Raw genomic sequence first — 25,451 nt, forward strand, 5'->3', positions numbered from 1 at the left:
GATGGCGCCGCCACGCAACCGGCGCCCGGGTTTCTCGCGGCGGGCGCAATATAGTCTGTTCATCGGCTACGTGATCGCGATCGCGGGGGCGCTGATGGGCGCTGTCCTGCTCGCGCTGTCGACGTTCAACCCGGCGGCTTTTTCCGCGTTGCGCGCCGGTGCCGCCGAAGTCACCGCGCCGGTCAGCTGGGCGGCCGGATCGGTGTGGAACGGAATCGCGTCGATTCCCTCGGTGATCGGCAGCTTCTTCGGCGTGCGCAGCGAGAATGCGCGGTTGACCAAGCAAGTGGCCGACGGCCGCCGGCAATTGCTCCGCGCGCGCGCCATCGCATACGAAAACCTTCGTCTCAAGGCCCTTATGCGGCTGCGCGAGCCGAGCGTCGAGACGATTGCGACCGCGCGCGTGGTCAGTTCGTCGGCGACCAGTACCCGCCGCTACGCGCTGCTCTATGCCGGCCTGATCCAGGGCGTCCACGCCGGGATGCCGGTGCGCGCGCCAGACGGGCTGGTCGGCCGCGTGCTGGAAGCCGGGCCCGACACCGCGCGCGTGCTGATGCTGATCGATTCCGAAAGCATTGTGCCGGTTCGCCGTACGCGCGACGGCGCACCGGGTTTCGCGACCGGGCGCGGCGACGGCCTGCTCGACGTCAAGCCGATCGCCCTCGGCAATGCGGAGTACGCGCCCGGCGACGTCCTGGTCACGTCGGGCTCGGGCGGCATCTTCCCGCCCAATATTCCGGTCGCCAAGGTCATCAGCCGCGGCCGCGACGGCGCGCTCGCCAAGCCCTATGCCGCGCCCGACGCGCTCGATTATGCCGTCGTGCTGCGCACCTTCCTGACCGCTCCGCCGCCGCCCGCGGACGAGAAGCAGCCGTGAGGCAGACGGGCGGCGCGTTCGCGCCCGATCCCTCGCCTGTCGCCGTCTGGGCGATCCCGGCAGCGTCGATCGTCATTGGATCGCTGATCACCATTGTGCCGCTGATCGCCACGTTTCCGGTCTTGCCGCCACTCGGGCTGATGGTTTTGCTTGCGTGGCGGCTGTTGCGGCCCGACACGGTGCGGATCTGGAGCCCGTTGCCGTTCGGGTTCTTCGACGACCTGGTCAGCGGCCAGCCGCTTGGCAGCGCGATTCTGTTGTGGACGCTCGCGTTTCTCGTCATCGACCTGCTCGACCAGCGACTGATGTCACGCGACTTCTGGCAGGATTGGGTTCTTGCGTCGGGCGCGATCGCGTTCTGCCTGATCGCGGGGCGCTTGATCACCACGCCGCTTGAGGCGCATGTCGACACCTTGCTGCTGTTTCAGGTGATCGCCGCCGTGCTGCTCTATCCCTTCGTCGCTCGATTGGTCGCGTGGCTCGATGCCAAGCGAGGGCGCGCGTGAGCAAACCGCCGCGCCTGACCACCGAGGCGACGCAGAGTTACAGCTTCTCGCGCCGCGCGCTGATGATCGGCGGCGTGCAAGGCGCGGTCGGGGTCGCGCTGGCGGCGCGCATGACGTGGCTGTCGGTGTTCGAGAACGAGCACTACCGGCTGTTGTCGGAGAGTAACCGCGTCAACCTGACGATGATCCCGCCGCGCCGCGGCTGGATCGTGGACCGCTACGGCCACCCGATTGCCAACAACCGCACCGACTTTCGCGTCGACATCATCCGCGACCGCTTGCCCGAGGCCGACCAGCCGCGCGTGCTCGGGCTGCTGCAGCAATTGCTCGGCCTGCCGCCCGAACAGATCACGCGGATCGAGACCGACATCAAGCGCGCGGCGGGATTCCAGCCGGTGCAGGTCGCGGAAAATCTCGACGCCGACCGATTCAACGCGGTGCAGGTGCGCTTGCCCGAACTGCCCGGCGTTGCACCGACCGCGGGCTATTCGCGCAGCTATCCGGCGGGTCAGGCGGTAGCGCATCTGACGGGCTATGTCGGCGCGGCGTCGGCGGAACAATATCAGAAGACCAAGAATCCGTTGCTGATCACACCGGGATTCAAGATCGGCAAGGACGGCCTCGAAAAGGCGCTAGAAAGTACTTTGCAGGGCGAACCGGGCGCCAAGCGCGTCGAAGTCACCGCGCACGGCAAGCTGGTGCGCGAACTCGAAACGCGCCGCGACGTCGCCGGCCACGTCCAGCGGCTGACGATCGATGCGGGCCTGCAGGAATATGCCGCACGCCGGCTGGGAACCAACTCGGGCTCGGCGGTCGTGATCGACGTGACCAATGGCGACGTTCTCGCGTTCGTGTCGATGCCGGCGTACGACCCCAACAGCTTTTCCGACGGAATCAGCCATCTCGAATGGAAGATGCTGTCGGACAACGACCACGTCCCGCTGATGAACAAGATCCTGCAGGGACTCTATCCGCCGGGATCGACGGTCAAGCCGATGAACGGCCTGGCGCTGCTCCATAACGGCGTCAGCCCGGAGGAGCGGATCAGCTGCGGCGGCGCGCTGAAGGTCGGCGGCGGCATCTTCCACTGCCACAAGCGAAACGGGCACGGGCCGCTCAACCTCAAGCAAGCGATCATGGCGAGCTGCGACATCTATTTCTACGAAATGGTGCGCCGGCTGGGCTACGACCGGGTCGCGCCTATCGCCCGGACGCTGGGGCTCGGGCAGAAGTTCGACATTCCGTTTTCGACCCAGCGCTTCGGCACCGTCCCGGACAGCGCGTGGAAGCGGAAGAAATACAAGGACGAATGGACCGTCGCCGACTCGCTCAACGCGTCGATCGGCCAGGGCTATGTCCTCGCCAATCCGCTTCAGCTCGCGGTCATGGCGTCGCGCATCGCGTCGGGCCGCTCACTGACGCCCCGGCTGCTGATGAACGGTTCCGCCCCGCACGCCAATCCGCTGCCGATCGATCCCAACCACCTCGCGCTGATCCGCAACGCGATGTACGGCGTGGTCAATGAGGGCGGCACCGGCGGCGCGGCGCGGCTCAACATTCCCGGCGTGTCGCTCGGCGCGAAGACTGGCACCGCGCAAGTCCGCCGGATCACCATGGCGGAGCGGGGCAGCGGGGTGCTCAAGAATGCGGCCTTGCCGTTCAAACTGCGCGACCATGCGCTGTTCGTGTGCTTCGCGCCGGTCGAGAATCCGCGCTATGCCGCCGCGATCGTGCTCGAACACGGCGGGCACACCGTCCGCAACCTCGACACGCCGGGGATCGGCCGCGACATCATGACGTACCTGCTCGACCGCGACCGTGCACTCAAATCGCTCGCTGAACTCGAGCCGACCTGGGGCGGCGATATCGCAACGCGCACGGCAGCGGAGACCGCTGCGTACAAGGGCCAGATTTCGGCGGTGCAGGCGGTGCAGACCGAAGCCGACGCGACCGCCCCGACCGATGCTCCCGCGGTGGAGGCTGCAACCGATGCCGCGAACGTCTCCGCCGCCGCGATCGCCAACACCGCGCTCCCAGCCGAGCAAGGCTCGCACGAAGTCGACCAATGAGGCCGCAGTCCTCCGCCTCGCTCGGCTTCGTCCCCGAACCGCTCGCCAACCTGCCGTGGAAGATCATCCTGCTGATCCTCGCGATCGGCTGTTTCGACCTGCTGGTGCTTTATTCGGCGGCGGGTGGGCACATCAGGCCCTGGGCACTGTCGCAGGGCATTCGCTTCTTTGTGCTGCTCGCTGCGGCGATGGGGCTGTCACGCGTACGGCCCGAAATCTGGGGTATGATCAGCCTGCCCACCTATGCGGTCATCATCGTGATGCTGGTCGGCGTAGAAATATTGGGCAAGGTCGCCGGCGGCGGCCAGCGCTGGCTCGAGCTCGGCGTCATCCGCTTACAGCCGTCGGAGCTGATGAAACCCTTCATCGTGCTGGCCTGCGCACGTTTCTACGATTTGCTCCCGCCCAGCGAGACGCGCAAGTTCGGTGCGATCTGGCCAGCGCTACTGCTGATCGGCCTGCCCGCCGGGCTGGTGATGCTGCAACCCGACCTCGGCACCGCAATGATGATCACCGCGGGGGGGATCACGATCATGTTCCTCGCTGGGATCCCGTTGCGGTTGTTCCTCGGCGGGGCGTTGCTTGCGGCGATCGCGGCACCGATCGCGTACAACTTCGTCCTCCACGACTATCAGCGCAACCGCATCGCGATCTTCCTCAACCCGGAAAGCGACCCGTTGCGCACAGGCTATCACATCACCCAGTCGAAGATCGCGATCGGATCGGGCGGCATCTGGGGCAAGGGTTTCCTCAACGGGACGCAAAGCCACCTCGATTATTTGCCGGAAGGGCAAACCGACTTCGCGCTGGCAACGATGATGGAGGAATGGGGGCTGGCCGGCGGGGTGGCGCTGCTGCTCGCCTGGTTCGCGATCATTGGCTGGGCGATCAACATCTCGTTGCGCGCCGAAGGCCGGTTTGCCCGGCTGACCGCGGCCGGACTTGCCACCACTTTATTCTTCTACGTGTCGGTCAATATGGCGATGGTGATGGGGTTGGCGCCTGTGGTCGGCGTGCCGTTGCCGCTGATCAGCAACGGCGGTTCGTCGCAGCTCACCGTATTGCTGTGCATCGGCATCCTGATGTCGCTCGACCGCGCCAACCGCAAACAGACGCGCTGGTAGGAATTTCACCCGCAAAAAGGGTTTGCAAAGCCCGGCCGCGATGCTAACGGCCTCGCTCCCCGAACGGGGACCGCCTTTCCCGGCATGGACGCATAGCTCAGTTGGTAGAGCAGCTGACTCTTAATCAGCGGGTCCTAGGTTCGAGCCCTAGTGCGTCCACCACCTTTTCAATGACTTAGCGGTGATCGGCGCGTTGGCGCGGGAGGCTAGGTAGCAAATAGGTAGCAGCGTGCGCGGGCTAGAAGGGTAACACCTTCTTTGGCCGGCAATCTGGTCACTAATGCAATCCTCTGCCGTTTAGTCGCGATATATTTTTCGGGATTTCTGCTCCAACCAACATTGGGCCGATTGCGGATCGGCGCCTTATGAAAGCCAAGGCACCCAGTGCATACGAGTTTCTCTGCGATGGCGAAGGCCGGTTCGGCGGTTTAGATGTTGACACGCGCCGCATCGTCGTGATCTACTTTTGTTCCAATCCGCAGTCTGCCTAACTAGCGATCCGCAAAGCGGTTTTGTTTCGCTCGACCGGCCGCTAGCGTCGCTGTGACGTTATTTCAGGGAGCAATTGTGGCGCACCTCAAGCTTGCCTCAGTGCTTGCAGAGCCGTTTCTTCCGGAACTTTGTCCCGTGACAGACGCAATTAGAACGCTTGCAGATGCCGGTGTAGATGAGCGGGGTGCGATTTTCACCCGGCGCGAGGTGGCGGACTTCGTCCTAGACCTCATCGGCTACACCGTCGACAAGCCGCTGCACAAGATGCGGCTGCTCGAACCATCATTTGGGGACGGCGATTTTCTCCTCCCCGCTGTCGAGCGGCTGGTCGAAGCGTGGCGGCGCGCAGGTGCGCCCGCGGACGCCATGCGCGACGCAATTCGGGCGGTTGAACTGCACGGCCGCTCCTACGAACGAACCCATCAGGCGGTGCAACGCGCGCTCAGCAGCGCAGGCATCAGCGAGCGCGAGGCCGAAGACATCGCCGACGTTTGGCTGTTGCAAGGCGACTACCTGCTTACGCCCTTTAATGGCGCGTTCGACGCCGTGATTGGTAATCCGCCTTACGTTCGGCAAGAATCGATACCCGACACTCTGATTGCTGAATACCGACGCCGGTTCAGCACGATCTTTGACCGCGCCGATCTATACGTTCCGTTCATTGAACGGTCGCTGACGCTTCTCAAGAAAGGCGGACAGCTCGGTTTCATCTGCGCCGACCGTTGGATGAAAAACCGTTACGGCGGACCGCTACGCGGCATGGTCGCGCGAAGCTACCACCTCAAAACATACGTCGATATGGTGGGAACAGATGCCTTTCACGCCGAGGTCGTCGCCTACCCAGCGATCACAATCATCGCCAAGGAACCCGGCAACGTCACCCGGCTCGCTTACCGCCCAAAAATTGAAAAGCGTTATCTCGCGGCGTTGAGCGCCGCCTTGAACGCAGACGCCGCGCCCGCGCCGGACAGCGACGTGAAGGAAATGACGGGGATTGCCAACGGCAGCGAGCCGTGGGTGCTCGACACGAGCGCCCAGCTTGCGCTTGTTCGCCGCCTGGAACGCGACTTTCCCACTATTGAAGAGGCTCGTTGTAGAGTCGGGATCGGCGTGGCGACCGGCGCGGACCAAGCCTTTATCGGCCCGATCGACGCGCTCGACGTGGAAGACAGCCGGAAGCTGCCCCTCGTGATGACGCGCGACATCGAGCGCGGCTCGGTCGAATGGCGCGGTCTTGGCGTGGTCAATCCGTTCGGCGACAATGGCAAGCTTGTCGATCTCGCCACTTACCCGAAACTGCGGCGCTATCTGGAGGATCACCGCGACCAGATCGCGGGGCGGCACGTCGCGCAAAAAGCGCCTGCAAATTGGTATCGCACCATCGACCGCATCTATCCCGAACTGACCTATCAGCCGAAACTTTTAATACCTGACATCAAAGGCGGCGCGCATATCGTTTACGAAAAAGGATGCTTTTACCCGCACCACAATCTCTATTTCATCACGTCGCGTGATTGGGACCTACAGGCGCTACAAACGGTTTTGATGTCTGGCATCGCGCGGCTGTTCGTCGCGGCTTATTCGACAAAAATGCGCGGCGGCTTCTTGCGTTTTCAGGCGCAGTATCTCCGCCGTATTCGTTTGCCTCATTGGGACGACGTTCCTGCGCCGATCAAGGCCAGGCTCGTCGCGTGCGCCGAGATCAAGGATGAAGCGGCGTGCAATGCAGCAGTTTATGCGCTTTACGGCATGACGGAGGCCGAAATCGCGGCGTTGAAAGAGAGTTGATAGATGGCGCTCGATCTAGCGGATTACGAACGTCAGACCAAAGAAGCCGTCATGGCCTTCTGGGGCAACCGCGAGCAGGCGCGGCAAAAGCAGATTGAGGCGGGTGTTACCGATCAAGGTGAGCGCGCCGGCGTGACCGGCGGCAAGAATATGGATGGGTTCACCGCTCTCATCATCGACCTTGTGAAACGGAACGGGCTAGCTCACGCGCAGATACATCAAAATCGCGCACTGCTCACGCTGCCCGGTTACTTCCGGCCGACCAAACTTTGGGATTTGTTGGTAATGATCGACGGGCGGCTGATCGCCGCCGTCGAGCTGAAGAGTCAAGTCGGCCCGTCCTTCGGCAACAATTTCAACAACCGCACCGAGGAAGCGATTGGCACCGCGCATGATCTTTCGGTTGCGTATCGGGAAGGCGCACTCGGCAAACACCCGCGACCGTTCATCGGCTGGTTAATGCTGGTTGAGGACGCGGACGCCTCGCGCCGACCAGTCACAGACCGCTCGCCGCATTTCCCGGTGTTCTCGGAGTTTCAGGGCGCGTCCTATCTCAAACGCTACGATGTTCTGTGCCAACGGCTCGTTCAGGAGCAGCTTTACACGGCGGCAGCGCTGATTGCCTCGCCGCGCAGCGCCGCCGAAGACGGCGCATTCGCCGACCTGTCGGACCTGACCAGCGTCAAGACTTTCGTCACAGGCTTGGCGGGCCACATCGCCGCCGAGGCAGCGAGGGGCTGATCCGTGGATGACTTCGAAGATATGACCGATCCGCCCGCGCCGCCGACCTTGCCGTCGGCGTCACTCTTGCAGGCGGGGCCGCCCATCGAGCCCATCTCGCGCTTGATGGTCTATACACCCGACCAATGGGAAGAATTTATCGAGGAGTGGGTGTCGGGAGTCGTGAAGGCTGAATACACAGCCGTCCGCCGCTTTACCGGCGCGAACGACCGCGGCATCGACATTGCCGGGTTCGCCGACGCGGCGATGCTGAACGGTGTGTGGGATCTGTATCAATGCAAGCGGTTTCAAAACAGCGTCACCCCCGGCGCTGCGTGGCCGGAAATCGGCAAAATATTGTGGCACTCGTTTCAGGGTCACTACAAAGCGCCGCGCGCCTACTATTTTATGGCCCCGAAAGGAGTTGGCACGACGCTCAATCAGCTTCTCGCGCACGCGCCTAACCTGAAGGCGCGCGTCAAAAAAGAGTGGGTCAAGAACATCGCCGACGCTATCACCGGCACCGCGGCCATCGCCCTTGAGGGCGAGTTCGCAGCTTACGTTGAAGCCTTCGACTTCTCTATTTTCAAATCAATTTCGCCGCGAGAGCTGATCGACCAGCATCGCAAGACGCCATATTTTCTCAGTCGGTTCGGGGGCGCTCTGCCCGCCCGCCCGAAGCCGGGTGGGCCGCCCGACGACATTCAGGACCACGAGCAAAAATATGTCGGCCAACTGCTCGCGGCTTACGGCGACCACACTAAACAGGCTGTTGCGGACGCCGCCGCGCTTGACCAATGGAAGCCGCTGCGGGAGCATTTTCGACGTTCGCGCGAGAGCTTCTACCATGCGGAGTCGTTGCGTGTGTTTGTCCGCGAGAAGGTTGAGCCCGGCACGTTCGAGACGCTGCAGAACGAGATTTACGACGGCGTGATCGACACCGTAGATGGCCAGCACGCAGATGGCTATGAGCGCGTCAAAGCGACCGCCAAGGCCGCGCAGGAAATGTCGCTGGACGCGCACCCGCTCGGCGCGAGCGCTTTGACGAAGGACCGTCACGGCATTTGCCATCAGCTCGCCAACGAGGATCGTCTCCAATGGACGAAGTGACTCACGCGCGATCCCTGACGTTCAACGGCCCGCTGGAAGCCGGACTGCGGGCCGTGGCCATCCTCGGCGCCGCGTTTCCTAAAGCCTTCGACATTCAGCGGATGACGGCGTTCGACTATTTGCTGGTTCATACTAGCCAGCTCGGCGGCCCCGCCGACTTGCACCCGGACAGCCCCATTCGCGCGCCTGCCACCCAGGTGCGGCGGCGAGTTGTTCAGGATGGTATTCATCTGATGATGACACGCGATCTGATCGCGCGCGAAACGAACGATGATGGCATCGTCTATCGGGCCGGAGAAGCGGCAGCGATCTTCCTCGACTCCCTTCAAGCGCCATATTTGCGCGAAATGTGCGGTCGGGCCGGATGGCTTGTTCATCATCTTGCCCGTTATACGGATCAAGAGTTTGATGCGCTGATGCGGCGCTTCTTCGATCAATGGCTGATCGAGTTTCAGCAGACGGAGCAGAGTTTGGGGGCCGAAGCATGACGCGTGGCCTACGCCTCAGGTTTCTTAGCTTTCACGGCCCCTCAGCCGAAGCGGCCGTCGTGGAGTTCGGGCCTGGCCTTAACGTTATTTACGGGGCGTCGAATACCGGCAAATCGTTCATCCTGAACGCCGTTGATTTCATGCTCGGCGGCAAGCCGCCATTGCGCGACATTCCCGAACGCGAAGGCTATGATCGCGTTCTGCTCGCTGTCGAAACGCTTGCGGGCGATCAGTTCACGGTCAGCCGATCCGTAAACGGCGGCGCATTCACGCTGTTCGACGGACTGCACGCGGCCGAGCTGCCCGTCGATCAAGGCAAGATTCTAGCCGACATTCATAACGACAAACGGGACGATAATCTTTCAGCCTACCTGCTCAACCTTATCGACCTGACGCAGAAGCGCATCCGCAAGAACAAGCGCGGTGACACGCAAAGTCTCAGCTTCAGAAACTTGGCACGACTGATCCTTATCAACGAGCAAGAAATCATTCAGGAGCGATCTCCGCTCTCGGACGGCAATGTAGTCGCTGACACTGCCAACACCTCCGTATTCAAACTGCTTCTAACTGGCGTTGATGACAGTGCATTCACGGCGGGCCAGAAACCGACTGCTGAGGACCAGTTACGGGGCGGGCAGATCGACCTGCTGGATCAGCTTATTGGCGATTATGAGCGCCAAGTTAATGAGTTGGCTGGCAAGCCTGACGAGCTGCAAGAGCAGCTCGCAAGGCTTGAAAACACAATGGACAGCCAGAGCGCCCAACTAGCCGTAACGGAAGCGCAGTTTAAGGAAGCGACCGTTCAGCGGCGCGACGTGGCAAAACGAGTTGAGGAAGCCAACAACCGCTTGACCGAGATCACAGCGTTGCTGGATCGGTTCACGTTGCTCAACGCGCATTATCGCTCCGACCTCGAGCGCCTGTCGGCGATTGAAGAGGCGGGCAGCCTCTTCGGTGCCTTGGGGGACGCGACCTGTCCGCTGTGCGGCGCATTGAAAGAACACCAGGCGAAGGCCGATTGCGAAGGCGACGTTGATCAAGTCGTTGCGGCGGCCGCAGCGGAGATAGCCAAGATTAAAGTGCGGCAGACCGACCTTGCCGACACCATGACGACGCTACGCGAGGAAGCGGTCAGCTTCGAGCGCCGCTTGCCCAGACTCGAGTCTAGATTTCGGGAGTTATCCGGCGAAATCGACTCCGTGGTCGCGCCAAATTTGCGCCAGCTTCGCGCGAGCTACAAGGAACTGGCGGACAAGGGCGGCGAGGTCAGGGAGGCGCTCGCCATCCATCGCGGCTTGAGCGACCTGATTGAACGCAAGGCCAAACTGGAAAAGGAGGACGAGGCTCGCTTTGGAAGCGCCAACGGTTCCACAGACTTTGGGCTTTCCACGGCCACCGCCGATAAGTTCGCGTCGTTGATTCAGACGATCCTCCAAGAGTGGCATTTCCCCAACGCGGATCGCGTTCACTTCGACCTCAGCACGCGCGATCTCGTAATTGGCGGGAAGAACCGAATCGCGTTTGGCAAAGGTCTTCGGGCGATCACGCAAGCCGCATTCACTATCGGACTCATGGAGTATTGTCGTCTAAATCAAACGGCACATCCCGGCTTTGTGATGCTAGACTCGCCATTGCTGTCCTACCGCGAACCGGAAGCGGGGGCAGACGATTCCGATGATTTGCGCGGGACCGACCTCAACGCGAGCTTCTTCGACTACATCGCCAACCTACCCGAGGACCGCCAAATCATCATTATTGAGAACACCGATCCACCGCCACAAATACGGAAGTCCGAGCGTACGGCGCTCTTTACCGGTGTGCTCGGAAAAGGGCGGCCCGGCCTTTTTCCCGAGCCCAAAAAAGGTGAGTTTGACGACCTGCTGGGATGAGCTGGCCCAGCGCTCGCAAACGGCAATCTCAGGATAGCAGCTGCCCTTTCGGAATGTCGGAAATGGAGCCCAAAGCGGCCGACGAGCAGCGTTAAGTTATCCAATACCCGTTAAAATGCTCTCAGATTCTTCAGAGACAAGATCTAAGCCGTCCTAGGCACCGGACAGCCAAATTCCGCAACATCTTCTCTACGGCCTTCCTAGGGCTAAATTTGGGCCATCGCCTCCTAGAGCAAGCCGAGTAACCAAACCGCGCCACTTCTGATCAGCAATTTGCCCTACACCCTTTTGCAATTTGCCAAGTTACCGGGTATCTTTTCCCCTCAGTCAATATAAATAATTGATTTTTATATATATTAGGGGCCAAATGAATGAATATATATATACATGGGAAGGGGTAAGTTACCGGGTATCATGTGTTTTTGAAATGATGTAAGAGCCGAGGCCGCGGTCAAAAACGGCTCGGATTGGTATGCTGATATGGCATCCGGGCAGCATCTCCTGTGGTCTTGCGCGAGATCGACAATCGATCGCCTTCGAGCACAACGACAAACTCACCGCGTCCGCTGCGTTTAACGTACGCGGCGGTTCGGCGAGCCTTTTTCAAGTCAGCTTCATTCGCGCCCTCTGGAAGCAGGGCGTGTTCTTCCCCGACGTTCAGCCGATACCAAGGTGCGAGCTTGGACTGTTGGCCAGGATAAACCCGAAGCCATAGGACGTGGTCGCCTCGTCGAGTAGCGCTGAAGGCTCTCTCACTCGTCCGATAACTCCGCGCCAAACGGGCCAAGCGCTTGTGAAGCTGGTCGATGCTCTCGCCGTCTTTCGGGAAGATAATCTGGCCCGATCGGGTGGCGGTATAATACAGCGGGCCCACCGTTTTCATCGGCCCGCCCCAGCGATTTCGTTGACTGGGTCGATTGTAGCGGCCTTCACGAAGTCTTCGAGGTCCTCAACGCGATATCGCACGCTTGACCCGAGCTTGCGATAAGCTGGACCCTTCCCGGCCCAGCGCCAACGGCTCAGCGTCTTCGGAGCGAGGCCCAGAAACGAGGCCGCGTCAGCCTCGCGAAGCATGAAATTTGCGACCATCGGAGCGCCTTTCATCGTCGTGGAGAGGCCTCAGGCTTAGCGGGACGTTCTTGAGCGATTCCAGGGTTTTCAGGTCAACCATGGGCAACCAATCCGAGAAATCCGCCCACTCCGCACAAGCCCGCGCGTTGCAGTTCAACTCATGATCTGCCAGGTTCGAACTGCGCACGGTCAGTCCCGAGCGTGGGGCGTGGAATCCCCAAGACCCAAGGTCCGGTCGAGCTATTCGGCCGGTCGGCTGTCGCCATGTCCAAGGCTTTGCCCAAAAGCGGCAGCGCCTTGTCCTTGGGCAGGGATTCCAACGGCCGGCTCCGTCCGGTCTTCGCCCTTTCGATGGAGGGCGTGATGGACAATCTACCTGTTTCAGAATCTCGACTGGGGCCTTCACGCAAGCGGGAATGGGGTAAGGCAGGAAAGCTCATTCTGGCGATAGGCGTCGGGTATCTGGCGTTTACCTGGCTCATAATGACATTGTCGCCGGCACCTGATCCGAACCAGCTTAGCGAAATCGAGAAGTCTGTAGCCGCCGATATCGCGCGCGAAGAGCATATCCCATTGGCAAGCGCAGAGGCTCGCGTACGCGAGGCGCGCGGTTCCGCCGACGATCTTCTGCGCCGGCAAAGGGAAAACGCGCGTCGGCGCGACGAGACTGACGCGCTCCGCACTAGCGTGTGCGAAATTGATCCAAGCTCACCACGTTGCCCATAGTGCTATCCGACGCCTTGTCCTTCAAAGCCAAGCGCAGCAGTTCGTCACCGATCGCGTCGGCGGCGGCGCGAACTGGACTTTGCGCAAGATGCGCGTAGCGGCTCGTGGTCGTCGCCTGCGTATGGCCTAGCAACCTACCGAGCATCGGCAGGCTGAACCCGAGCCCTACGCCGACGCTGGCATAGGTATGACGAAGATCGTGGATTCGGACGTCGTCCAGTTCGGCGAGCGCACGCAGGGCACGCCACGGCTTTTGCAGATTGACGAGGGACGCGCCTTTACGCTGGCCCGCAATCACAAACGTTGGATCACAGCCAGCGGCCTTTAGGTCTTTGAGTATGTCGATAGCAGGATCGCCAAGCGAGACCAGCAGTGCGCCGCTCTTGGTATCTGGCAGGCGCAGCAGCCCCGCATCGAGATCGACCCACACCCAACGCAAACCGAGGATTTCGTTCAGCCTGCGTCCGGTGAGAATGAGTAGCTTGAGCGCGGCGATTGCGCTCGGCGACGCCGCCGCCTCACCCTCTTCCGAGTGGAGCACTTTCCACAGGCGAGCGATTTCCGCCTCCGTTAGATAGCGCTCGCGCTTCTCTTCGGGAAATCGGTCGATATTCTTGGCCGGGTTTGAGCCATCCGGCCGCAGGCCCCATCGTTCGGCGAGCGAGAACATCTTGCTCGCGAGGGCAAGCATTCTATTTGCCTCGTATGGCGTCGCGCGGAGCGAATGATGCATGGCAGCAATGTCGGCTCGATTTACCGACGCAACCTTCCGCGAGCCGAGTGCCGGGAGAATATGCTGATCGATCAGCCGGCGATCGTTACGTACCGAACTGGCCTTTTTCCGCGTCTCCGCATGTTCCGCGAGATAACGCGCGCAAAGGTCGCGCATGATCGGGGCCGCTCGGCTTTCGGCACGCGACTGTGATGGGTCCTTCCCGCTCGCGACTTGGGCAAGCCAACGTTTGGCGATATCGCGCGCAGCTTCGGGACGCAGCGGCCCGTGAAGACCGATCGTTGGCCGGCGCTGCTGGCCATCCGCGGTTCGGTAATAGAGGAAATAGGTCCGCTTGCCTTTGGGCGTAACCTTGCATCCGAAACCGGCCAGCTCGGTATCCCAAAGAATCACGTCCGAGCTGCCCGGCTGGACCGCTTCGACGTTGCGCACGGTGAGTTTTGATCGCATCTGCCACCCCGTTTCTAGGTAGCAAATAGGTAGCAGAACGCAGCGAATCGCAGCAACGGGTAGCGACGTTCACCACTTATTTTTCTGCAAGATTCCAATGCAGTAGCGCACTGTAGCGCAACTCAGCGCACGCCAGCGAAACGCACAAAACGAGACTCTTAATCAGCGGGTCCTAGGTTCGAGCCCTAGTGCGTCCACCATTTCCAAATCTCCATCCACCCTACCCTAAGCGAGCTTTTGCGCGCTAAAGAAGGCTTGGGGTGCGTAAGGGGCGTGCCTGCTTATGTAGGCGGCCGTGTCCAGAATCGATCACCCGACAGCCGAAACGGCGCCGCTGACGCATCTCGAACGCCTCGAGGCGGAGAGCATCCATATCCTGCGCGAGGTCGTCGCGGAGGCCGAGCGGCCGGTGATGCTCTATTCGGTCGGCAAAGACAGCGCGGTGATGCTGCACCTCGCGCGCAAGGCGTTCTACCCGGCGCCCCCGCCCTTCCCGCTGCTTCACGTCGACACGACCTGGAAGTTTCGCGACATGTATGCGCTGCGCGACAAGGCGGCGCGCGAGGCGGGAATGGAATTGCTCGTCCACCGGAACCCCGAAGCCGTCGCGCGCGGGATCAACCCGTTCGATCATGGCGCGCTCCACACCGACATCTGGAAGACCGAGGGGCTTAAGCAGGCGCTCGACCAGCACGGCTTCGACGTCGCATTTGGCGGGGCGCGGCGCGACGAGGAGAAGAGCCGCGCGAAGGAACGCGTGTTCAGCTTCCGCTCGGCGAGCCATAGATGGGACCCGAAAGCGCAGCGGCCCGAGCTGTGGCACCTCTACAATACCAGAAAGGCGAAGGGGGAGAGCATCCGCGTCTTCCCGCTGTCGAACTGGACCGAGCTCGACATCTGGCAATATATCCATCTCGAAGGGATCGAGATCGTCCCGCTCTATTTCGCCGCGTCGCGAGCGACGGTGGAGCGTGACGGGTTGCTGCTGATGGTCGATGACGAGCGTTTTCGGCTCGCGCCGGGCGAAGTGCCCCTCGAGCGCTCGATCCGCTTCCGCACGCTCGGCTGCTACCCGTTGACCGGCGCGGTCGAGAGCGAGGCGGCGACCTTGCCCGCGATCATCCAGGAAATGCTGCTGACGACGACCAGCGAGCGCCAGGGCCGCGCGATCGACAAGGATGCCGGCGGCGCGGGGATGGAGAAGAAGAAGCAGGAGGGGTATTTTTGACGCGCCACGTCATGCGCAGCTTGACGAAGCGTCAACCCCCGCGAAGGCGGGGGTCTCGTACCGCACGCCTTTCGCTCACGATCGCAAAAGACCCCAGCTTTCGCTGGGGTGACGGTATTCGACTATGACCGCCGCCTTCCGCCCCGACGCGCTGATCGCCGCCGATATCGATGCGTACCTCGCGCAGCATCAGCGCAAGACGTTGTTGCGCTTCATCACCTGCGGGTCGGTCGACGACGGCAAGTCCACGCTGATCGGGCGGCTGCTGTACGACAGCAAGATGATCTTTGACGACCAGCTGGCGGCGCTGGAGGCCGACAGCAAGCGGGTCGGCACGCAGGGCCAGGAGATCGATTTCGCGCTGCTGGTCGACGGACTCGCCGCCGAGCGCGAGCAGGGCATCACGATCGACGTCGCATACCGCTTCTTCGCGACCGAGAAACGCAAGTTCATCGTCGCCGACACGCCGGGGCACGAGCAGTACACGCGCAACATGGTCACCGGCGCGTCGACCGCCGACCTCGCGGTGATCCTGATCGACGCGCGCAAGGGGGTGCTTACCCAGACGCGGCGGCATTCGTATCTCGCGCACCTGATCGACATACGTCATGTCGTACTCGCGGTGAACAAGATGGATCTGGTCGGGTACGATCAGGCGACCTACGACGCGATCGTCGCCGATTATGCCGCGTTCGCGCGCAGCATCGGGATCGAAAAGTTCACCGCGATCCCGATCTCGGGGTTCAAGGGCGACAATGTCGCTACGCGCTCGGCGAATACGCCGTGGTACGACGGCCCGACACTGATCGAGCATCTCGAAACCGTCCCGCTCGACACCGACGCCGACCGCGCGCGGCCGTTCCGGATGGCGGTGCAATGGGTCAACCGTCCCAATCTCGATTTCCGCGGGTTCGCGGGCACGATCGCGTCGGGGAGTATCGCGCCGGGCGACGCGATTCGCGTGCTGCCATCGGGCCGTACCTCGACCATCGCACGGATCGTGACGATGGACGGCGACTTGCCGCAAGCGGTCGCGGGGCAATCGGTGACGCTGACGCTGGCCGACGAAATCGACTGCTCGCGCGGCGACGTGATCGCGGCGGCGGGCGATCCGCCACAGGTTGCCGACCAGTTCGAAGCGACGTTGGTTTGGATGGCCGACGAGCCGCTGCTGCCCGGGCGAGGATACTGGCTGAAGCTCGGCACACAAACCGTCACCGCGCAGGTCTACCAGCCCAAGTACCAGATCAACGTCAACACGCTCGAGCAACTCGCGGCGAAGACGCTCGATCTCAACGCGATCGGCGTCGCGAACCTCGCGACCGACAAGCCGTTGGTGTTCGAGCCCTATGCCGACAGCCGCGAGTTGGGCGGGTTTATCCTGATCGACAAGGTGACCAACACGACCGTTGCGGCGGGGATACTGCACTTCGCGCTGCGCCGCGCGCGCGACGTGCACTGGCAAGCGGTCGACGTGACGCGCGAGGCGCACGCGCAGCAAAAGGGACAGTCGCCCAAATTGCTGTGGTTCACCGGGCTGTCGGGGTCGGGCAAATCGACGATCGCCAATCTGGTCGAGAAGAAGCTGTTCGCGCTGGGGCGGCATTCGTTCCTGCTCGACGGCGACAATATCCGCCACGGGCTCAACCGCGATCTCGGGTTCAACGACGCCGACCGGGTCGAGAATATCCGCCGCGTCGGCGAGGTCGCAAAGCTGATGACCGACGCCGGGCTGATCGTGCTGACCGCGTTCATCTCCCCGTTCCGCGCCGAACGCGAGCTGGTCCGCGCGATGCTGCCCGATGGCGATTTCGTCGAGATCTTCGTCGACACCCCGCTCGACGTCGCCGAGGCGCGCGACGTGAAAGGACTCTACAGGAAGGCGCGGCTGGGCGAGATCGCGCAGTTCACCGGCATTTCCAGCCCGTACGAAACGCCCGAGCGCCCCGACATCCGCATCGACACGACGCGCGAAACGCCCGAGGCCGCAGCGGAGCGGATCGTCGAGCATATCATGGGCGTGTGGAGTCCCGACCTGTGAGCGACGGCGATCTGGCGGCACAGCTCGCCGAGGCAGCGGGAAAGTTGTTGCAGGAAGTCCGCGCGTCGCAAGTCTGGGAGGATCCCAAGGCACTCGGCAAGGCGGGCGATCATGTCGCAAACGACTTGCTGTGCCACGCGATCACGACCGAACGCCCCGAAGACGGGCTGCTGTCGGAGGAGCGCAAATGCGACGGCACGCGGATGGCGAAGTCGCGCGTGTGGATTATCGATCCGGTCGACGGCACGCGCGAATATGGCGAGGCGCGCGACGATTGGGCGGTGCATGTCGCGCTGTGCGTCGACGGTGCCCCAGTGCTCGGCGCGGTCGCCTTACCCGATGCCGGGCTCGTGTTGAGGTCTGACGCCCCTCCCCCGCTCAGCGCGCTCAATGATCCGCCGCGCATGGTCGTCAGCCGAACCCGCCCCGCCGCCGAGGCCGTCGCGGTCGCGGAGGCGATCGGCGCCGAACTGGTGCCGATGGGATCGGCCGGCGCGAAGGCGATGGCGGTGGTGCGCGGGGTCGCCGACATCTACCTCCATTCGGGCGGCCAGCACGAATGGGACAGCGCCGCGCCGGTCGCGGTGGCGCTCGCCGCCGGGCTGCATTGCGCGCGGCTCGACGGGACGCCGCTCGTCTACAATTGCGACGACACGTACGTCCACGACTTGCTGATCTGCCGCAAGGAGTTGGTCGAGGCAGTGATGGACGCGCTCGCCAGCCTCCGTCCGCCATTGCGAGCGTAGCGAAGCAATCCAAGGACATCGCGGTCCGTCTGGATTTCTTCGCTACGCTCGCAAAATCAAATAAAGCGTTGGCCAACAGGAGGCCCGATGCCCATCTATGAACTCGACGGCAAAGTGCCGCAGATCGGCAAGAACGTCTGGATCGCCCCCGACGCGCATGTCGTCGGCGAGGTCGTGTTGGGCGACGATGTCGGGGTGTGGTTCGGCACCGTGATCCGCGGCGACACCTCACTGATTACCGTCGGCGACCGCACCAATGTGCAGGACGGGACGATGTTGCATTCCGATTACGGCGTGCCGCTGACGATCGGGAAGGAATGCACGATCGGGCACCATGCGATCCTGCACGGCTGCACGGTGGGCAACCGCGTGCTCGTCGGGATGGACGCGACGGTGCTCAACGAGGCTGTGATCGGCGACGAATGCGTGATCGGCGCGAACGCGCTCGTCACCGAAGGCAAAAGCTTCGACCCTGGCAGCCTGATCGTCGGCAGCCCGGCGCGCAGCATCAAGACGCTCGATCCCGACAAGCGCGCGTTCCTGAAGCTGTCGGCCGAGCATTACGTCGAAAACGCGCACCGGTTCGCCAAGGGGCTGAAACGGATCGACTAGCTCCTGCTCCTGCGAAAGCAGGAGTCCAAGGTTACAAATCGACCGCTCCTGACTCTGGATTCCTGCTTTCCCAGGAATACGAGACTCAGGACGCGTCACCCCGCCCAGGCCGTCACGCCCGCCCGCAACCGGTCCGCCACCGCCTTGCGCACCGCGATCCCGGCGATCGCGCGCCGGGCGCCGCCCCGCGCCGACTCGGGCTGGTTCTTCTCCGCATAGGCCTGAATCTTGCCCGGCATCGCGGGGTCGTTCGATCCCGCGCCCAGGCTGGGGATGAACGCGGCGCGCGAGCTCGCCTCGACGACGCTGTTGACCAATTCCATATTCGCCACCGCGAAGTCGAACGCCATGTCGGGGTGGCCCGCCGCGACCGCACGCAGGATCGTCGGCTTCTGCTGCGCGGTCAGCACGTCGCCCTTAACCAGTTCGAGCGCGCGCATCGCGATCGCCGGGTCGTTCGCCGCGCCGAGCAAGCGAACATATTCGTTCTTCACCACCGGGTTGGTCTCGGCCTTGGTCAGCGCGAGCAGGTCGTCCCATTCGGCCGGGGTCGCATTGGCGGCGAACGTCGCGAGGATCGGCGCGCGGATCGCCGGCGGGATCGCCGACGAGTCGGTCTTGAGCTTCGCGAAATAAGCGCGCGCACGCTTCTCGACTTCGGGATCGCCGGCGCGGCCGAGCCGCCCGACCAGATCCTCCCGAAGATTGGTGACGAGCGGCGATTCGCCGGTGCGCGCCTCATACCCGATCTGCGCCAGCACCGGCCCGAGCTTGCGGATCGTCAGCGCGTTGATCCGCGCGCGGAGCGGCGTGCCGCCATACAGCCCCGACAGCGAACCGAGCTGGCCCGACACCACCGACCATTCGAGCGGGCTGGCGTCGGCGGGCACCGCGTCGAGCGTCGCGGCATAGGTCGCGAAATCCTGATCGCCCGACCGCGCCAACGCGTAATCGTCACCCAGCGTGCCGACCCGGTCGGCCAGTGCGAGCTTGTCGTAATTCGCAACCAGCGCGGAATGCGCGTCGCCGAGGTAACGGATACGCGCGTAGCTGCCCTTGCCGACATTGGCGACGACCGCGCCGCAGCCCGGTACCGTCACTTCGGTGGACGAGCCGGTGACAATCTTGCTGACCGGCGCACCCCCGACCGTCCCGATCCGCAGCGGCACTCGCCAAGTCTGCGGCGTTTTCGATGCTGCATCGAGTCCGAACCGCCCCTGCGCCAGTGCCGCGACAGTATTACCGCCGACGCATTTTCCACCCGCCACGGTCACCATCGGCACCCCGCCCTGCAGCGTGAAGTCATGCGCAAAACTCTTGACCGGCATCCCCGACGCCGCTTCCAGTTCGTCCCACAACTGGTCGGTCTGGGTGTTCCCGTACTTGTACTTCGCCATATAGCGGCGGATGCCCGCGCGGAACTTGTCGGGGCCGAGCGTCGATTCGATCATCCCGATCACGGCCTGGCCCTTCTGATAGGTGATGCCGTCGAACGCCTCGCCGATCTGGTCGACGGTTTCGACGTGACGGATTATCGGGTGCGTCGCCGCGGTCGCGTCAAGCGCCAGCGCGCCCTCGCGGTCGAATGCCACGGCCGAATCGCGCGCGAACCAGTCGGGGTTGAGGTCGGCGGAGGTCTTGTTCTCCATCCACGACGCGAAGCCCTCGTTGAGCCACAGGTCATCCCACCAGCTCATCGTCACTAGGTCGCCGAACCATTGGTGCGCCATTTCGTGCGCGACGACGACGAAGATGCGCTGCTTGTCGCTTTCGGTCGCGCGCTTCTTGTCGAACAGCAGTTCGGGCTCGAAGTAGAAGATCGCCCCCCAATTCTCCATCGCACCGAAGAACTGGCTGGTGCCCGGCCCCGCGATCATGTCGAGCTTGGGCAACGGGTACGGCTGGCCGAAATAGTCGTTGTAATAGGCGAGCAGGCGCTTGGCCGAGGCGAGCGCATAGTCGCCCTGGTCCGACACCCCGCGGCGCGTGATGACGCCGATCTCGGTCTTGCCGGCCATCACCGTCTTGCGCTCCATGTCGCCCATGCCGAGGAACAGCAGGTAGCTGGACATGACCGGCGACTGGCGGAAGCTGTAGAGCTGCGTCCCGTCGGCGCGCCGCGTCACGATCGCGGGCATGTTGGAGAAGGCCAGCTGCCCCTTGGGCGCGACCGCGCGCAGCGTGAACTTCGCCTTGAAGCTCGGCTCATCCCACATCGGCGCGAAGCGGCGCGCGTCGGGCGCTTCGAACTGAGTCGCGAGCATCCGCGCCTTCGACCCATCGGTGTTGGTGTAATCGATCGCGAAGAAGCCGGCGGCGGATTCGTTGATCTTGCCGGTCCAGGCGAAGGCGATGGTGTGGAGGCCGACCATCGCCGCGGCGGGCAGCGTCAGCGTCACGCGCTGCGCATCATTGTCGAGCTTGAATTGCACCGGGCGGCCATCGACGGTCGCCTTGCTGATCGCGAGATCGGCGGCGTTGAGCGTGATCGTGCGCGTCGCCTTGCGGACGTTCACCGTCACCGTCTCGCTGCCCGTAAAGGTCATTGCCTGCGCGTTCGGGTCGATCGTGATATCGTACGCGATCGGCGCCACGTCGCGGCCGAGCTGCGCCGCGGCGAGCGCCGGGGTAGAGGCAGTGAACATCAGGGCGACGGCGGCAGCGGCGAGCTTCATGGACAACCTCTCGTATCGGTGTGTTGCCGCGCTATAACGCCTCCGCGATGAATGGCAAATGGATCAATTCGGCCGAGGCAACACATTCCGTACCGTCAATTCGAAAGGCCTTTCCTGTGATTACGGTTGCGCTATGAATTCGCACCATGAGCCTGCCGCCGCTGTTCGACCGCCTGCGCCTGCCCGTCATCGGGTCGCCGCTGTTCATCATCTCCGGCGTCGATCTGGTGATCGCGCAGTGCAAGGCGGGGATCGTCGGATCGTTCCCCGCACTCAACGCGCGGCCCCAAGCGGAACTCGATGAGTGGCTGCACCGCATCACCGAGGAACTGGCGGCGCACAATCGCGAGCATCCCGACCGCCCCGCCGCGCCGTTCGCGGTCAACCAGATCGTGCACAAGTCGAACGACCGGCTAGAGGCCGACCTGATGACTTGCGCCAAATGGCAGGTGCCGATCGTCATCACCTCGCTCGGCGCGCGGCCGGAGCTCAATCACGCAGTGCACGGCTGGGGCGGGATCACGCTACACGATATCATCGACGACCGCTTCGCGCGGAAAGCGATCGAAAAAGGCGCCGACGGGCTGATCGCCGTCGCGGCGGGCGCAGGAGGACATGCTGGGCGCCTCTCACCCTTCGCGATCACGCAGGAAATCCGCCAGTGGTTCGACGGCCCGCTAGCGCTGTCGGGATCGATCGCGACGGGCGATGCGGTGCTCGCGGCGCAGGCGATGGGGGCGGATCTTGCGTACATCGGCTCGCCGTTCATCGCGACCGACGAGGCCAATGCGGTTCCAGGCTACAAGCAGGGCATCGTCGAAGGCCGTGCTTCCGACATCGTCTATTCGAACCTGTTCACCGGGGTGCACGGCAATTACCTGCGCGGATCGATCGTAGCGGCGGGGATGGATCCCGACCATCTGCCCGAAGGCGACCTCAGCACGATGAACTTCGGCGGCGGCAATTCGAGCAAGGCCAAGGCGTGGAAGGACATCTGGGGGTCGGGCCAGGGCATCGGCGTGGTCGACAAGGTCGAAAGCGTCGCGGTGCGCGTGGAGCGGCTCGAACGCGAATATAAGGCTGCCAAGGCTCGGATCGCCTGATGCCGACCCGCCGCGAATTCGTCGCGACGGGATCGGCGGTGATAGTGTTGCCCGCCACCGCGCCGGTCGATCCGCGCGCGCGTTTCACTGCCGCCGTCCGCAAGCTGGAACAGGGTCTGGGCCCGGGCGCGCGCATCGGGCTTCACCTGATCGATCCGGTCGGCGGGCGCACCGCGACGTGGCGCGGCGGTGAGCGTTTTCCGATGTGCAGCACGTTCAAGCTGCTGCTCGCGGGAATGATCCTGCACAAGATCGATCACGGCAGCGAAAGGCTCGACCGTCAAATCGCCGTACCGTCGACCGGCATCCTGCCCAATTCGCCGACCACGGCGGGCCAGGCCGGCGGGCACCTCGGTATCGGCGACCTGTGCGAGGCGGCGATGACGCGCAGCGACAATACCGCCGCCAATTTGCTGCTCGGCACCGTCGGCGGGCCGGAAGGGCTCACGCGCTTCCTGCGCTCGACCGGCGATATGGTGACTCGGCTCGACCGCGTCGAGACGATCCTCAACGAAGGGACGCCGGGCGACCCGCGCGACACGACCACGCCGAACGCAATGCTTGACACGCTGCGGCGGCTGACCTTCGGCACGGTGCTCGCGCCGGACTCGCGCAAGAACCTGATGCTCTGGCTCGCCAACAACACGACCGGGACGGAAAAGCTGCGTAAAGGCTTGCCCGCCGGCTGGGCAATCGGTGACAAGACGGGCGCCGGCGGGCACAACAGCAATAACGATGTCGCGCTGATCTGGCCGCCGGGCCGCGCGCCGCGTCAGCCGATCTTCGTGACCGTGTTCATCACCGGCGGCCCGGGCGATGAGGCGCCGGCGCGCAACCCGGTGCACGCGCGGATCGGTGAGCTAATCGTGGAATTCGTCGGACCGGCGTAAGCCCGTTTAAAACGCCATCGCCAATCTGGCTTGCATGTACTGCACCGGGCTATCCGACGGCTGCGGCTCCATCTGCGAATCGTCGAGCCGCGCGACTCGGCGGTAGAGGTCGATGCTCGACGCGATCAGCGCCTGCGCGTCGGCGGGCATCTGCGCGAGCACGGCATCGTCCGTCACCGGCGCCTCCCCGAGCCGCCGCGCCGGATCGAGCGCGTCACGCACGCTCAGTTCGCCCGCATCGACCGCACGCTGAGTCAGCAGCCAGGCAATGATGTGCATCAGCCGCGTGGTGACCTTGAGCGATTCGCACGAAAAGGTGACTCGCCCGAGCGGGTCCAGCGCCTCGCGCTCGATCCGCGCGCCCTGGTCGAAATAGCCGCGCGCCTCGTCCGCCAGCACCATCGCCTCGACGTAGAGCGAATCGATCAGGCGGCGGTGGATCCGCGCATTGGTGACGTCCCCTGTCATCGGCGCAGCGTTGCCAGATTCACTAACCTATGCAAGCCGCGACATCGCCCGCGCGTCCCGAAATCGATCAGGCGATGATGTCGGGGATCAATTGGTCCTCGAGCAACGCGATTTCGTCCTTCAGCGCCAGCTTGCGCTTCTTCATCCGCGCGATCTGAAGCTGGTCGCCGGTGCCGAACGCGGTCAGCGCCTCGATCGCCGAGTCGAGATCGCGATGCTCGGTCCTGAGCGTGCCGAGCCGCTGCACGATCTGCGCTTCGTCCACCTTGCTGCGCTCCCGAACGCCAAATTTCCGACTGTCGTCAAAACGATGCGGCGCGTCGATTCGCAAGCGAAATCGATGGCGACTTTTTACGCTTTTCGTGTTCTATTCGCTCCCCCACCTGATCGAAGGAGGTCGCCCCCATGCAGAACCCGCACCTTTCGGCGCTCGAGACCAAGCACCACGTGCTCGACCGGCAAATCATCACCGAAAGCCACCGCCCGGCGCCCGATATGCGGATTCTGGCCGACCTGAAGAAACAGAAATTGCGCGTGAAGGAAGCGATCGCCGCGCTGTAGCGGCCGGTCCGTGTCGCCCCGGTTTCGCCGGGGCGCACGGATCACAAGATAGGCTTGATCGGCTTGTCCTTGCGCGGCGCGGTGGCCGGCGCGGAGACTGGTTTGCGCGCCTGCATCGGGTCGATCGGGGTACCGAACGAAACGCCGATCCGACCTGCCGCCGTCCAGGCGACGTCGCCCGCGACCTTGCCCACGCCACGCAACTCAACCTCGACCGCCGTCCCGATCTCGACCGGATGCGCATATTCGGCCATCAGCCCGCCGCTCGACAGATTGCGCACGCGCACATCAGTCGAATCGGGACGACCGTCGATCGTCAGCGATGCGACCAGGAAAAGGCTGTCACGCGATTTCTTGCGCTTGGGCGCCGACTCGGCATCAGCCGGTACGAAGCTGTCTTGTGGAAACTGGTCCATGAATCCCGTCCGAGCGGCGCCGATCGCCGTTCCCGCCCGCATAGACCCGAAATATTGTCGAAAGCGTAAACGCGGGAGCGCTCAGTCCTCGCGCGACACCTTCTCGTTGCGCTCGTGCCGTTCCTGCGCCTCGACCGTCATCGTCGCGATCGGCCGCGCCTCGAGCCGGCCGAGCGAGATCGGCTCCCCCGACACCTCGCAATAGCCATATTCGCCCTCTTCGAGGCGGCGCAACGCAGCGTCGATCTTGGCGATCAATTTGCGCTGACGATCGCGCGTGCGCAGCTCGATCGACCAGTCGGTCTCGCTCGATGCGCGGTCGGTCAGATCCGCCTCGCGCAACGGCTCAACCTGAAGCTGCGACAGCGTGGTCTCGGCTTCCTTGAGGATCGCCTCTTTCCACTTGAGCAGCTTTTGCCGGAAATACGCCTGCTGGCGCGGGTTCATGAACGCTTCGTCGGCGCTGGGACGATAACCGTCCGCATCGTTCGCCGGCAGATCGAAACTGGAATCCATCACGCGATTCAAAGCCGTCGCCATCCCCGCTCTCCCACTGGCCCGCGAACCGATCTGCGCCGGTGCCTCGGACCCCCCGTAACGGGCGGGCCTATAGCGAGGCGCAGGCCGCTCCACAAGCGGTTGACGAGCGACCGGAAAATACGGTCGTC

The 25,451-nt window shown here is 63.3% G+C and carries 25 protein-coding genes and 1 tRNA gene; 18 read left to right on the forward strand and 8 right to left on the reverse strand.

What is annotated here, in order from left to right:
• Nucleotide 1: 1 nt before the first annotated feature.
• The 10 genes from mreC (at nt 2) to E7773_RS06865 (ending at nt 11,063) form a co-directional block, all read left to right on the forward strand.
• Entirely contained in the window at nt 2–877 is an 876-nt protein-coding gene (gene mreC, locus E7773_RS06820; protein WP_293989805.1) for a rod shape-determining protein MreC, read from the forward strand.
• Complete coding sequence (gene mreD / locus E7773_RS06825; RefSeq protein WP_293989806.1) at nt 874–1,383, forward strand: rod shape-determining protein MreD; 510 nt, start codon at nt 874–876, stop codon at nt 1,381–1,383. The genes mreC and mreD overlap by 4 nt, the downstream gene beginning before the upstream one ends.
• Entirely contained in the window at nt 1,380–3,452 is a 2,073-nt protein-coding gene (mrdA, locus tag E7773_RS06830; protein WP_293989807.1) for a penicillin-binding protein 2, read from the forward strand. The genes mreD and mrdA overlap by 4 nt, the downstream gene beginning before the upstream one ends.
• Nucleotides 3,449–4,576, forward strand: a complete 1,128-nt coding sequence (rodA, locus tag E7773_RS06835; protein WP_293989808.1) for a rod shape-determining protein RodA — start codon at nt 3,449–3,451, stop codon at nt 4,574–4,576. Before mrdA ends, rodA begins: the two co-directional genes overlap by 4 nt.
• Before the next feature lie 86 nt (nt 4,577–4,662).
• Nucleotides 4,663–4,738, forward strand: a tRNA-Lys gene (locus tag E7773_RS06840).
• 405 nt (nt 4,739–5,143) lie between these two features.
• Entirely contained in the window at nt 5,144–6,856 is a 1,713-nt protein-coding gene (locus E7773_RS06845; RefSeq protein WP_293989809.1) for an Eco57I restriction-modification methylase domain-containing protein, read from the forward strand.
• Between the two features lie 3 nt (nt 6,857–6,859).
• Nucleotides 6,860–7,597, forward strand: a complete 738-nt coding sequence (locus tag E7773_RS06850; protein ID WP_293989810.1) for a PaeR7I family type II restriction endonuclease — start codon at nt 6,860–6,862, stop codon at nt 7,595–7,597.
• Nucleotides 7,598–7,600: 3 nt separating this feature from the next.
• Nucleotides 7,601–8,686, forward strand: a complete 1,086-nt coding sequence (locus E7773_RS06855) for an ABC-three component system protein (protein ID WP_293989811.1) — start codon at nt 7,601–7,603, stop codon at nt 8,684–8,686.
• Nucleotides 8,674–9,174 (forward strand): ABC-three component system middle component 2, encoded by a 501-nt coding sequence (locus tag E7773_RS06860; RefSeq protein ID WP_293989812.1) that lies wholly within the window; start codon nt 8,674–8,676, stop codon nt 9,172–9,174. The genes E7773_RS06855 and E7773_RS06860 overlap by 13 nt, the downstream gene beginning before the upstream one ends.
• The gene (locus tag E7773_RS06865; RefSeq protein WP_293989813.1) at nt 9,171–11,063 is read left to right on the forward strand and encodes an ATP-binding protein; all 1,893 of its coding nucleotides are present in this window, start codon (nt 9,171–9,173) and stop codon (nt 11,061–11,063) included. Before E7773_RS06860 ends, E7773_RS06865 begins: the two co-directional genes overlap by 4 nt.
• A 451-nt stretch (nt 11,064–11,514) precedes the next feature.
• Here E7773_RS06865 and E7773_RS06870 read toward each other — a convergent pair whose 3' ends face one another.
• Nucleotides 11,515–11,946 (reverse strand): hypothetical protein, encoded by a 432-nt coding sequence (locus E7773_RS06870; RefSeq protein WP_293989814.1) that lies wholly within the window; start codon nt 11,944–11,946, stop codon nt 11,515–11,517.
• Complete coding sequence (locus tag E7773_RS06875) at nt 11,943–12,167, reverse strand: helix-turn-helix domain-containing protein (protein WP_363130019.1); 225 nt, start codon at nt 12,165–12,167, stop codon at nt 11,943–11,945. Before E7773_RS06875 ends, E7773_RS06870 begins: the two co-directional genes overlap by 4 nt.
• A gap of 231 nt (nt 12,168–12,398) precedes the next feature.
• Between E7773_RS06875 and E7773_RS06880 the strand changes: the two genes are divergently transcribed.
• The gene (locus tag E7773_RS06880) at nt 12,399–12,860 is read left to right on the forward strand and encodes a hypothetical protein (RefSeq protein ID WP_293989815.1); all 462 of its coding nucleotides are present in this window, start codon (nt 12,399–12,401) and stop codon (nt 12,858–12,860) included.
• Here the strand turns inward: E7773_RS06880 and E7773_RS06885 are convergent.
• Nucleotides 12,817–14,043 (reverse strand): site-specific integrase, encoded by a 1,227-nt coding sequence (locus tag E7773_RS06885; protein ID WP_293989816.1) that lies wholly within the window; start codon nt 14,041–14,043, stop codon nt 12,817–12,819. The two genes, E7773_RS06880 and E7773_RS06885, sit on opposite strands and share 44 nt — an antisense overlap.
• 304 nt (nt 14,044–14,347) lie before the next feature.
• Between E7773_RS06885 and cysD the strand changes: the two genes are divergently transcribed.
• The 4 genes from cysD (at nt 14,348) to E7773_RS06905 (ending at nt 18,670) form a co-directional block, all read left to right on the forward strand.
• Nucleotides 14,348–15,271, forward strand: coding sequence for a sulfate adenylyltransferase subunit CysD (cysD, locus tag E7773_RS06890; protein ID WP_293990011.1), 924 nt, complete (start codon nt 14,348–14,350; stop codon nt 15,269–15,271).
• A 124-nt stretch (nt 15,272–15,395) separates the two neighbouring features.
• Nucleotides 15,396–17,312 (forward strand): sulfate adenylyltransferase subunit CysN, encoded by a 1,917-nt coding sequence (gene cysN / locus E7773_RS06895; protein ID WP_293989817.1) that lies wholly within the window; start codon nt 15,396–15,398, stop codon nt 17,310–17,312.
• Complete coding sequence (locus E7773_RS06900) at nt 17,309–18,058, forward strand: 3'(2'),5'-bisphosphate nucleotidase CysQ (RefSeq protein ID WP_293989818.1); 750 nt, start codon at nt 17,309–17,311, stop codon at nt 18,056–18,058. Before cysN ends, E7773_RS06900 begins: the two co-directional genes overlap by 4 nt.
• An 87-nt stretch (nt 18,059–18,145) precedes the next feature.
• The gene (locus E7773_RS06905; RefSeq protein WP_293989819.1) at nt 18,146–18,670 is read left to right on the forward strand and encodes a gamma carbonic anhydrase family protein; all 525 of its coding nucleotides are present in this window, start codon (nt 18,146–18,148) and stop codon (nt 18,668–18,670) included.
• Nucleotides 18,671–18,765: 95 nt separating this feature from the next.
• Here the strand turns inward: E7773_RS06905 and E7773_RS06910 are convergent, their stop codons facing one another.
• Complete coding sequence (locus E7773_RS06910; protein ID WP_293989820.1) at nt 18,766–21,345, reverse strand: M1 family metallopeptidase; 2,580 nt, start codon at nt 21,343–21,345, stop codon at nt 18,766–18,768.
• 146 nt (nt 21,346–21,491) lie between these two features.
• On the opposite strand from E7773_RS06910, the gene E7773_RS06915 reads away from it, so the two are divergent.
• Nucleotides 21,492–22,448 carry a nitronate monooxygenase family protein gene (locus tag E7773_RS06915; RefSeq protein ID WP_293989821.1) on the forward strand — a complete coding sequence of 319 codons (957 nt, stop codon included), beginning with the start codon at nt 21,492–21,494 and terminating at the stop codon, nt 22,446–22,448.
• A complete protein-coding gene (bla, locus tag E7773_RS06920) occupies nt 22,448–23,338 on the forward strand; it encodes a class A beta-lactamase (RefSeq protein WP_293989822.1) in 891 nt (296 codons plus the stop codon). The genes E7773_RS06915 and bla overlap by 1 nt, the downstream gene beginning before the upstream one ends.
• Before the next feature lie 6 nt (nt 23,339–23,344).
• On the opposite strand, the gene E7773_RS06925 is transcribed toward bla, so the two are convergent.
• Both E7773_RS06925 and E7773_RS06930 read right to left on the reverse strand, forming a co-directional pair.
• A complete protein-coding gene (locus tag E7773_RS06925; protein WP_293989823.1) occupies nt 23,345–23,806 on the reverse strand; it encodes a DUF1465 family protein in 462 nt (153 codons plus the stop codon).
• Between the two features lie 67 nt (nt 23,807–23,873).
• On the reverse strand, nt 23,874–24,071 hold the full coding sequence (locus E7773_RS06930) for a DUF465 domain-containing protein (protein ID WP_293989824.1): 198 nt from the start codon (nt 24,069–24,071) through the stop codon (nt 23,874–23,876).
• Nucleotides 24,072–24,211: 140 nt separating this feature from the next.
• Here E7773_RS06930 and E7773_RS06935 point away from each other — a divergent pair, with 140 nt between their 5' ends.
• Entirely contained in the window at nt 24,212–24,367 is a 156-nt protein-coding gene (locus E7773_RS06935) for a YdcH family protein (protein WP_293989825.1), read from the forward strand.
• Between the two features lie 41 nt (nt 24,368–24,408).
• On the opposite strand, the gene E7773_RS06940 is transcribed toward E7773_RS06935, so the two are convergent.
• Together E7773_RS06940 and dksA are read right to left on the reverse strand one after the other, a co-directional pair.
• Nucleotides 24,409–24,783 carry a PilZ domain-containing protein gene (locus E7773_RS06940; RefSeq protein ID WP_293989826.1) on the reverse strand — a complete coding sequence of 125 codons (375 nt, stop codon included), beginning with the start codon at nt 24,781–24,783 and terminating at the stop codon, nt 24,409–24,411.
• 81 nt (nt 24,784–24,864) lie between these two features.
• On the reverse strand, nt 24,865–25,323 hold the full coding sequence (gene dksA / locus E7773_RS06945; RefSeq protein WP_293989827.1) for an RNA polymerase-binding protein DksA: 459 nt from the start codon (nt 25,321–25,323) through the stop codon (nt 24,865–24,867).
• Nucleotides 25,324–25,451 lie beyond the last annotated feature (128 nt).

Origin of the sequence: Sphingomonas sp., assembly GCF_004799495.1 — a bacterium.
In the GTDB taxonomy this organism is placed as follows: domain Bacteria; phylum Pseudomonadota; class Alphaproteobacteria; order Sphingomonadales; family Sphingomonadaceae; genus Sphingomonas.

Excerpts from the sequence above, each read along its gene's own strand:
- mreC (WP_293989805.1), top strand. The coding sequence starts at position 2 with ATGGCGCCGCCACGCAACCGGCGCCCGGGTTTCTCGCGGCGGGCGCAA.
- rodA (WP_293989808.1), top strand. The coding sequence starts at position 3,449 with ATGAGGCCGCAGTCCTCCGCCTCGCTCGGCTTCGTCCCCGAACCGCTC.
- E7773_RS06850 (WP_293989810.1), top strand. The coding sequence starts at position 6,860 with ATGGCGCTCGATCTAGCGGATTACGAACGTCAGACCAAAGAAGCCGTC.
- E7773_RS06860 (WP_293989812.1), top strand. The coding sequence starts at position 8,674 with ATGGACGAAGTGACTCACGCGCGATCCCTGACGTTCAACGGCCCGCTG.
- E7773_RS06865 (WP_293989813.1), top strand. The coding sequence starts at position 9,171 with ATGACGCGTGGCCTACGCCTCAGGTTTCTTAGCTTTCACGGCCCCTCA.
- E7773_RS06870 (WP_293989814.1), bottom strand. The coding sequence starts at position 11,946 with ATGAAAACGGTGGGCCCGCTGTATTATACCGCCACCCGATCGGGCCAG.
- E7773_RS06875 (WP_363130019.1), bottom strand. The coding sequence starts at position 12,167 with ATGAAAGGCGCTCCGATGGTCGCAAATTTCATGCTTCGCGAGGCTGAC.
- E7773_RS06880 (WP_293989815.1), top strand. The coding sequence starts at position 12,399 with ATGTCCAAGGCTTTGCCCAAAAGCGGCAGCGCCTTGTCCTTGGGCAGG.
- E7773_RS06885 (WP_293989816.1), bottom strand. The coding sequence starts at position 14,043 with ATGCGATCAAAACTCACCGTGCGCAACGTCGAAGCGGTCCAGCCGGGC.
- cysN (WP_293989817.1), top strand. The coding sequence starts at position 15,396 with ATGACCGCCGCCTTCCGCCCCGACGCGCTGATCGCCGCCGATATCGAT.
- E7773_RS06905 (WP_293989819.1), top strand. The coding sequence starts at position 18,146 with ATGCCCATCTATGAACTCGACGGCAAAGTGCCGCAGATCGGCAAGAAC.
- E7773_RS06910 (WP_293989820.1), bottom strand. The coding sequence starts at position 21,345 with ATGAAGCTCGCCGCTGCCGCCGTCGCCCTGATGTTCACTGCCTCTACC.
- E7773_RS06915 (WP_293989821.1), top strand. The coding sequence starts at position 21,492 with ATGAGCCTGCCGCCGCTGTTCGACCGCCTGCGCCTGCCCGTCATCGGG.
- bla (WP_293989822.1), top strand. The coding sequence starts at position 22,448 with ATGCCGACCCGCCGCGAATTCGTCGCGACGGGATCGGCGGTGATAGTG.
- E7773_RS06925 (WP_293989823.1), bottom strand. The coding sequence starts at position 23,806 with ATGACAGGGGACGTCACCAATGCGCGGATCCACCGCCGCCTGATCGAT.
- E7773_RS06935 (WP_293989825.1), top strand. The coding sequence starts at position 24,212 with ATGCAGAACCCGCACCTTTCGGCGCTCGAGACCAAGCACCACGTGCTC.
- E7773_RS06940 (WP_293989826.1), bottom strand. The coding sequence starts at position 24,783 with ATGGACCAGTTTCCACAAGACAGCTTCGTACCGGCTGATGCCGAGTCG.
- dksA (WP_293989827.1), bottom strand. The coding sequence starts at position 25,323 with ATGGCGACGGCTTTGAATCGCGTGATGGATTCCAGTTTCGATCTGCCG.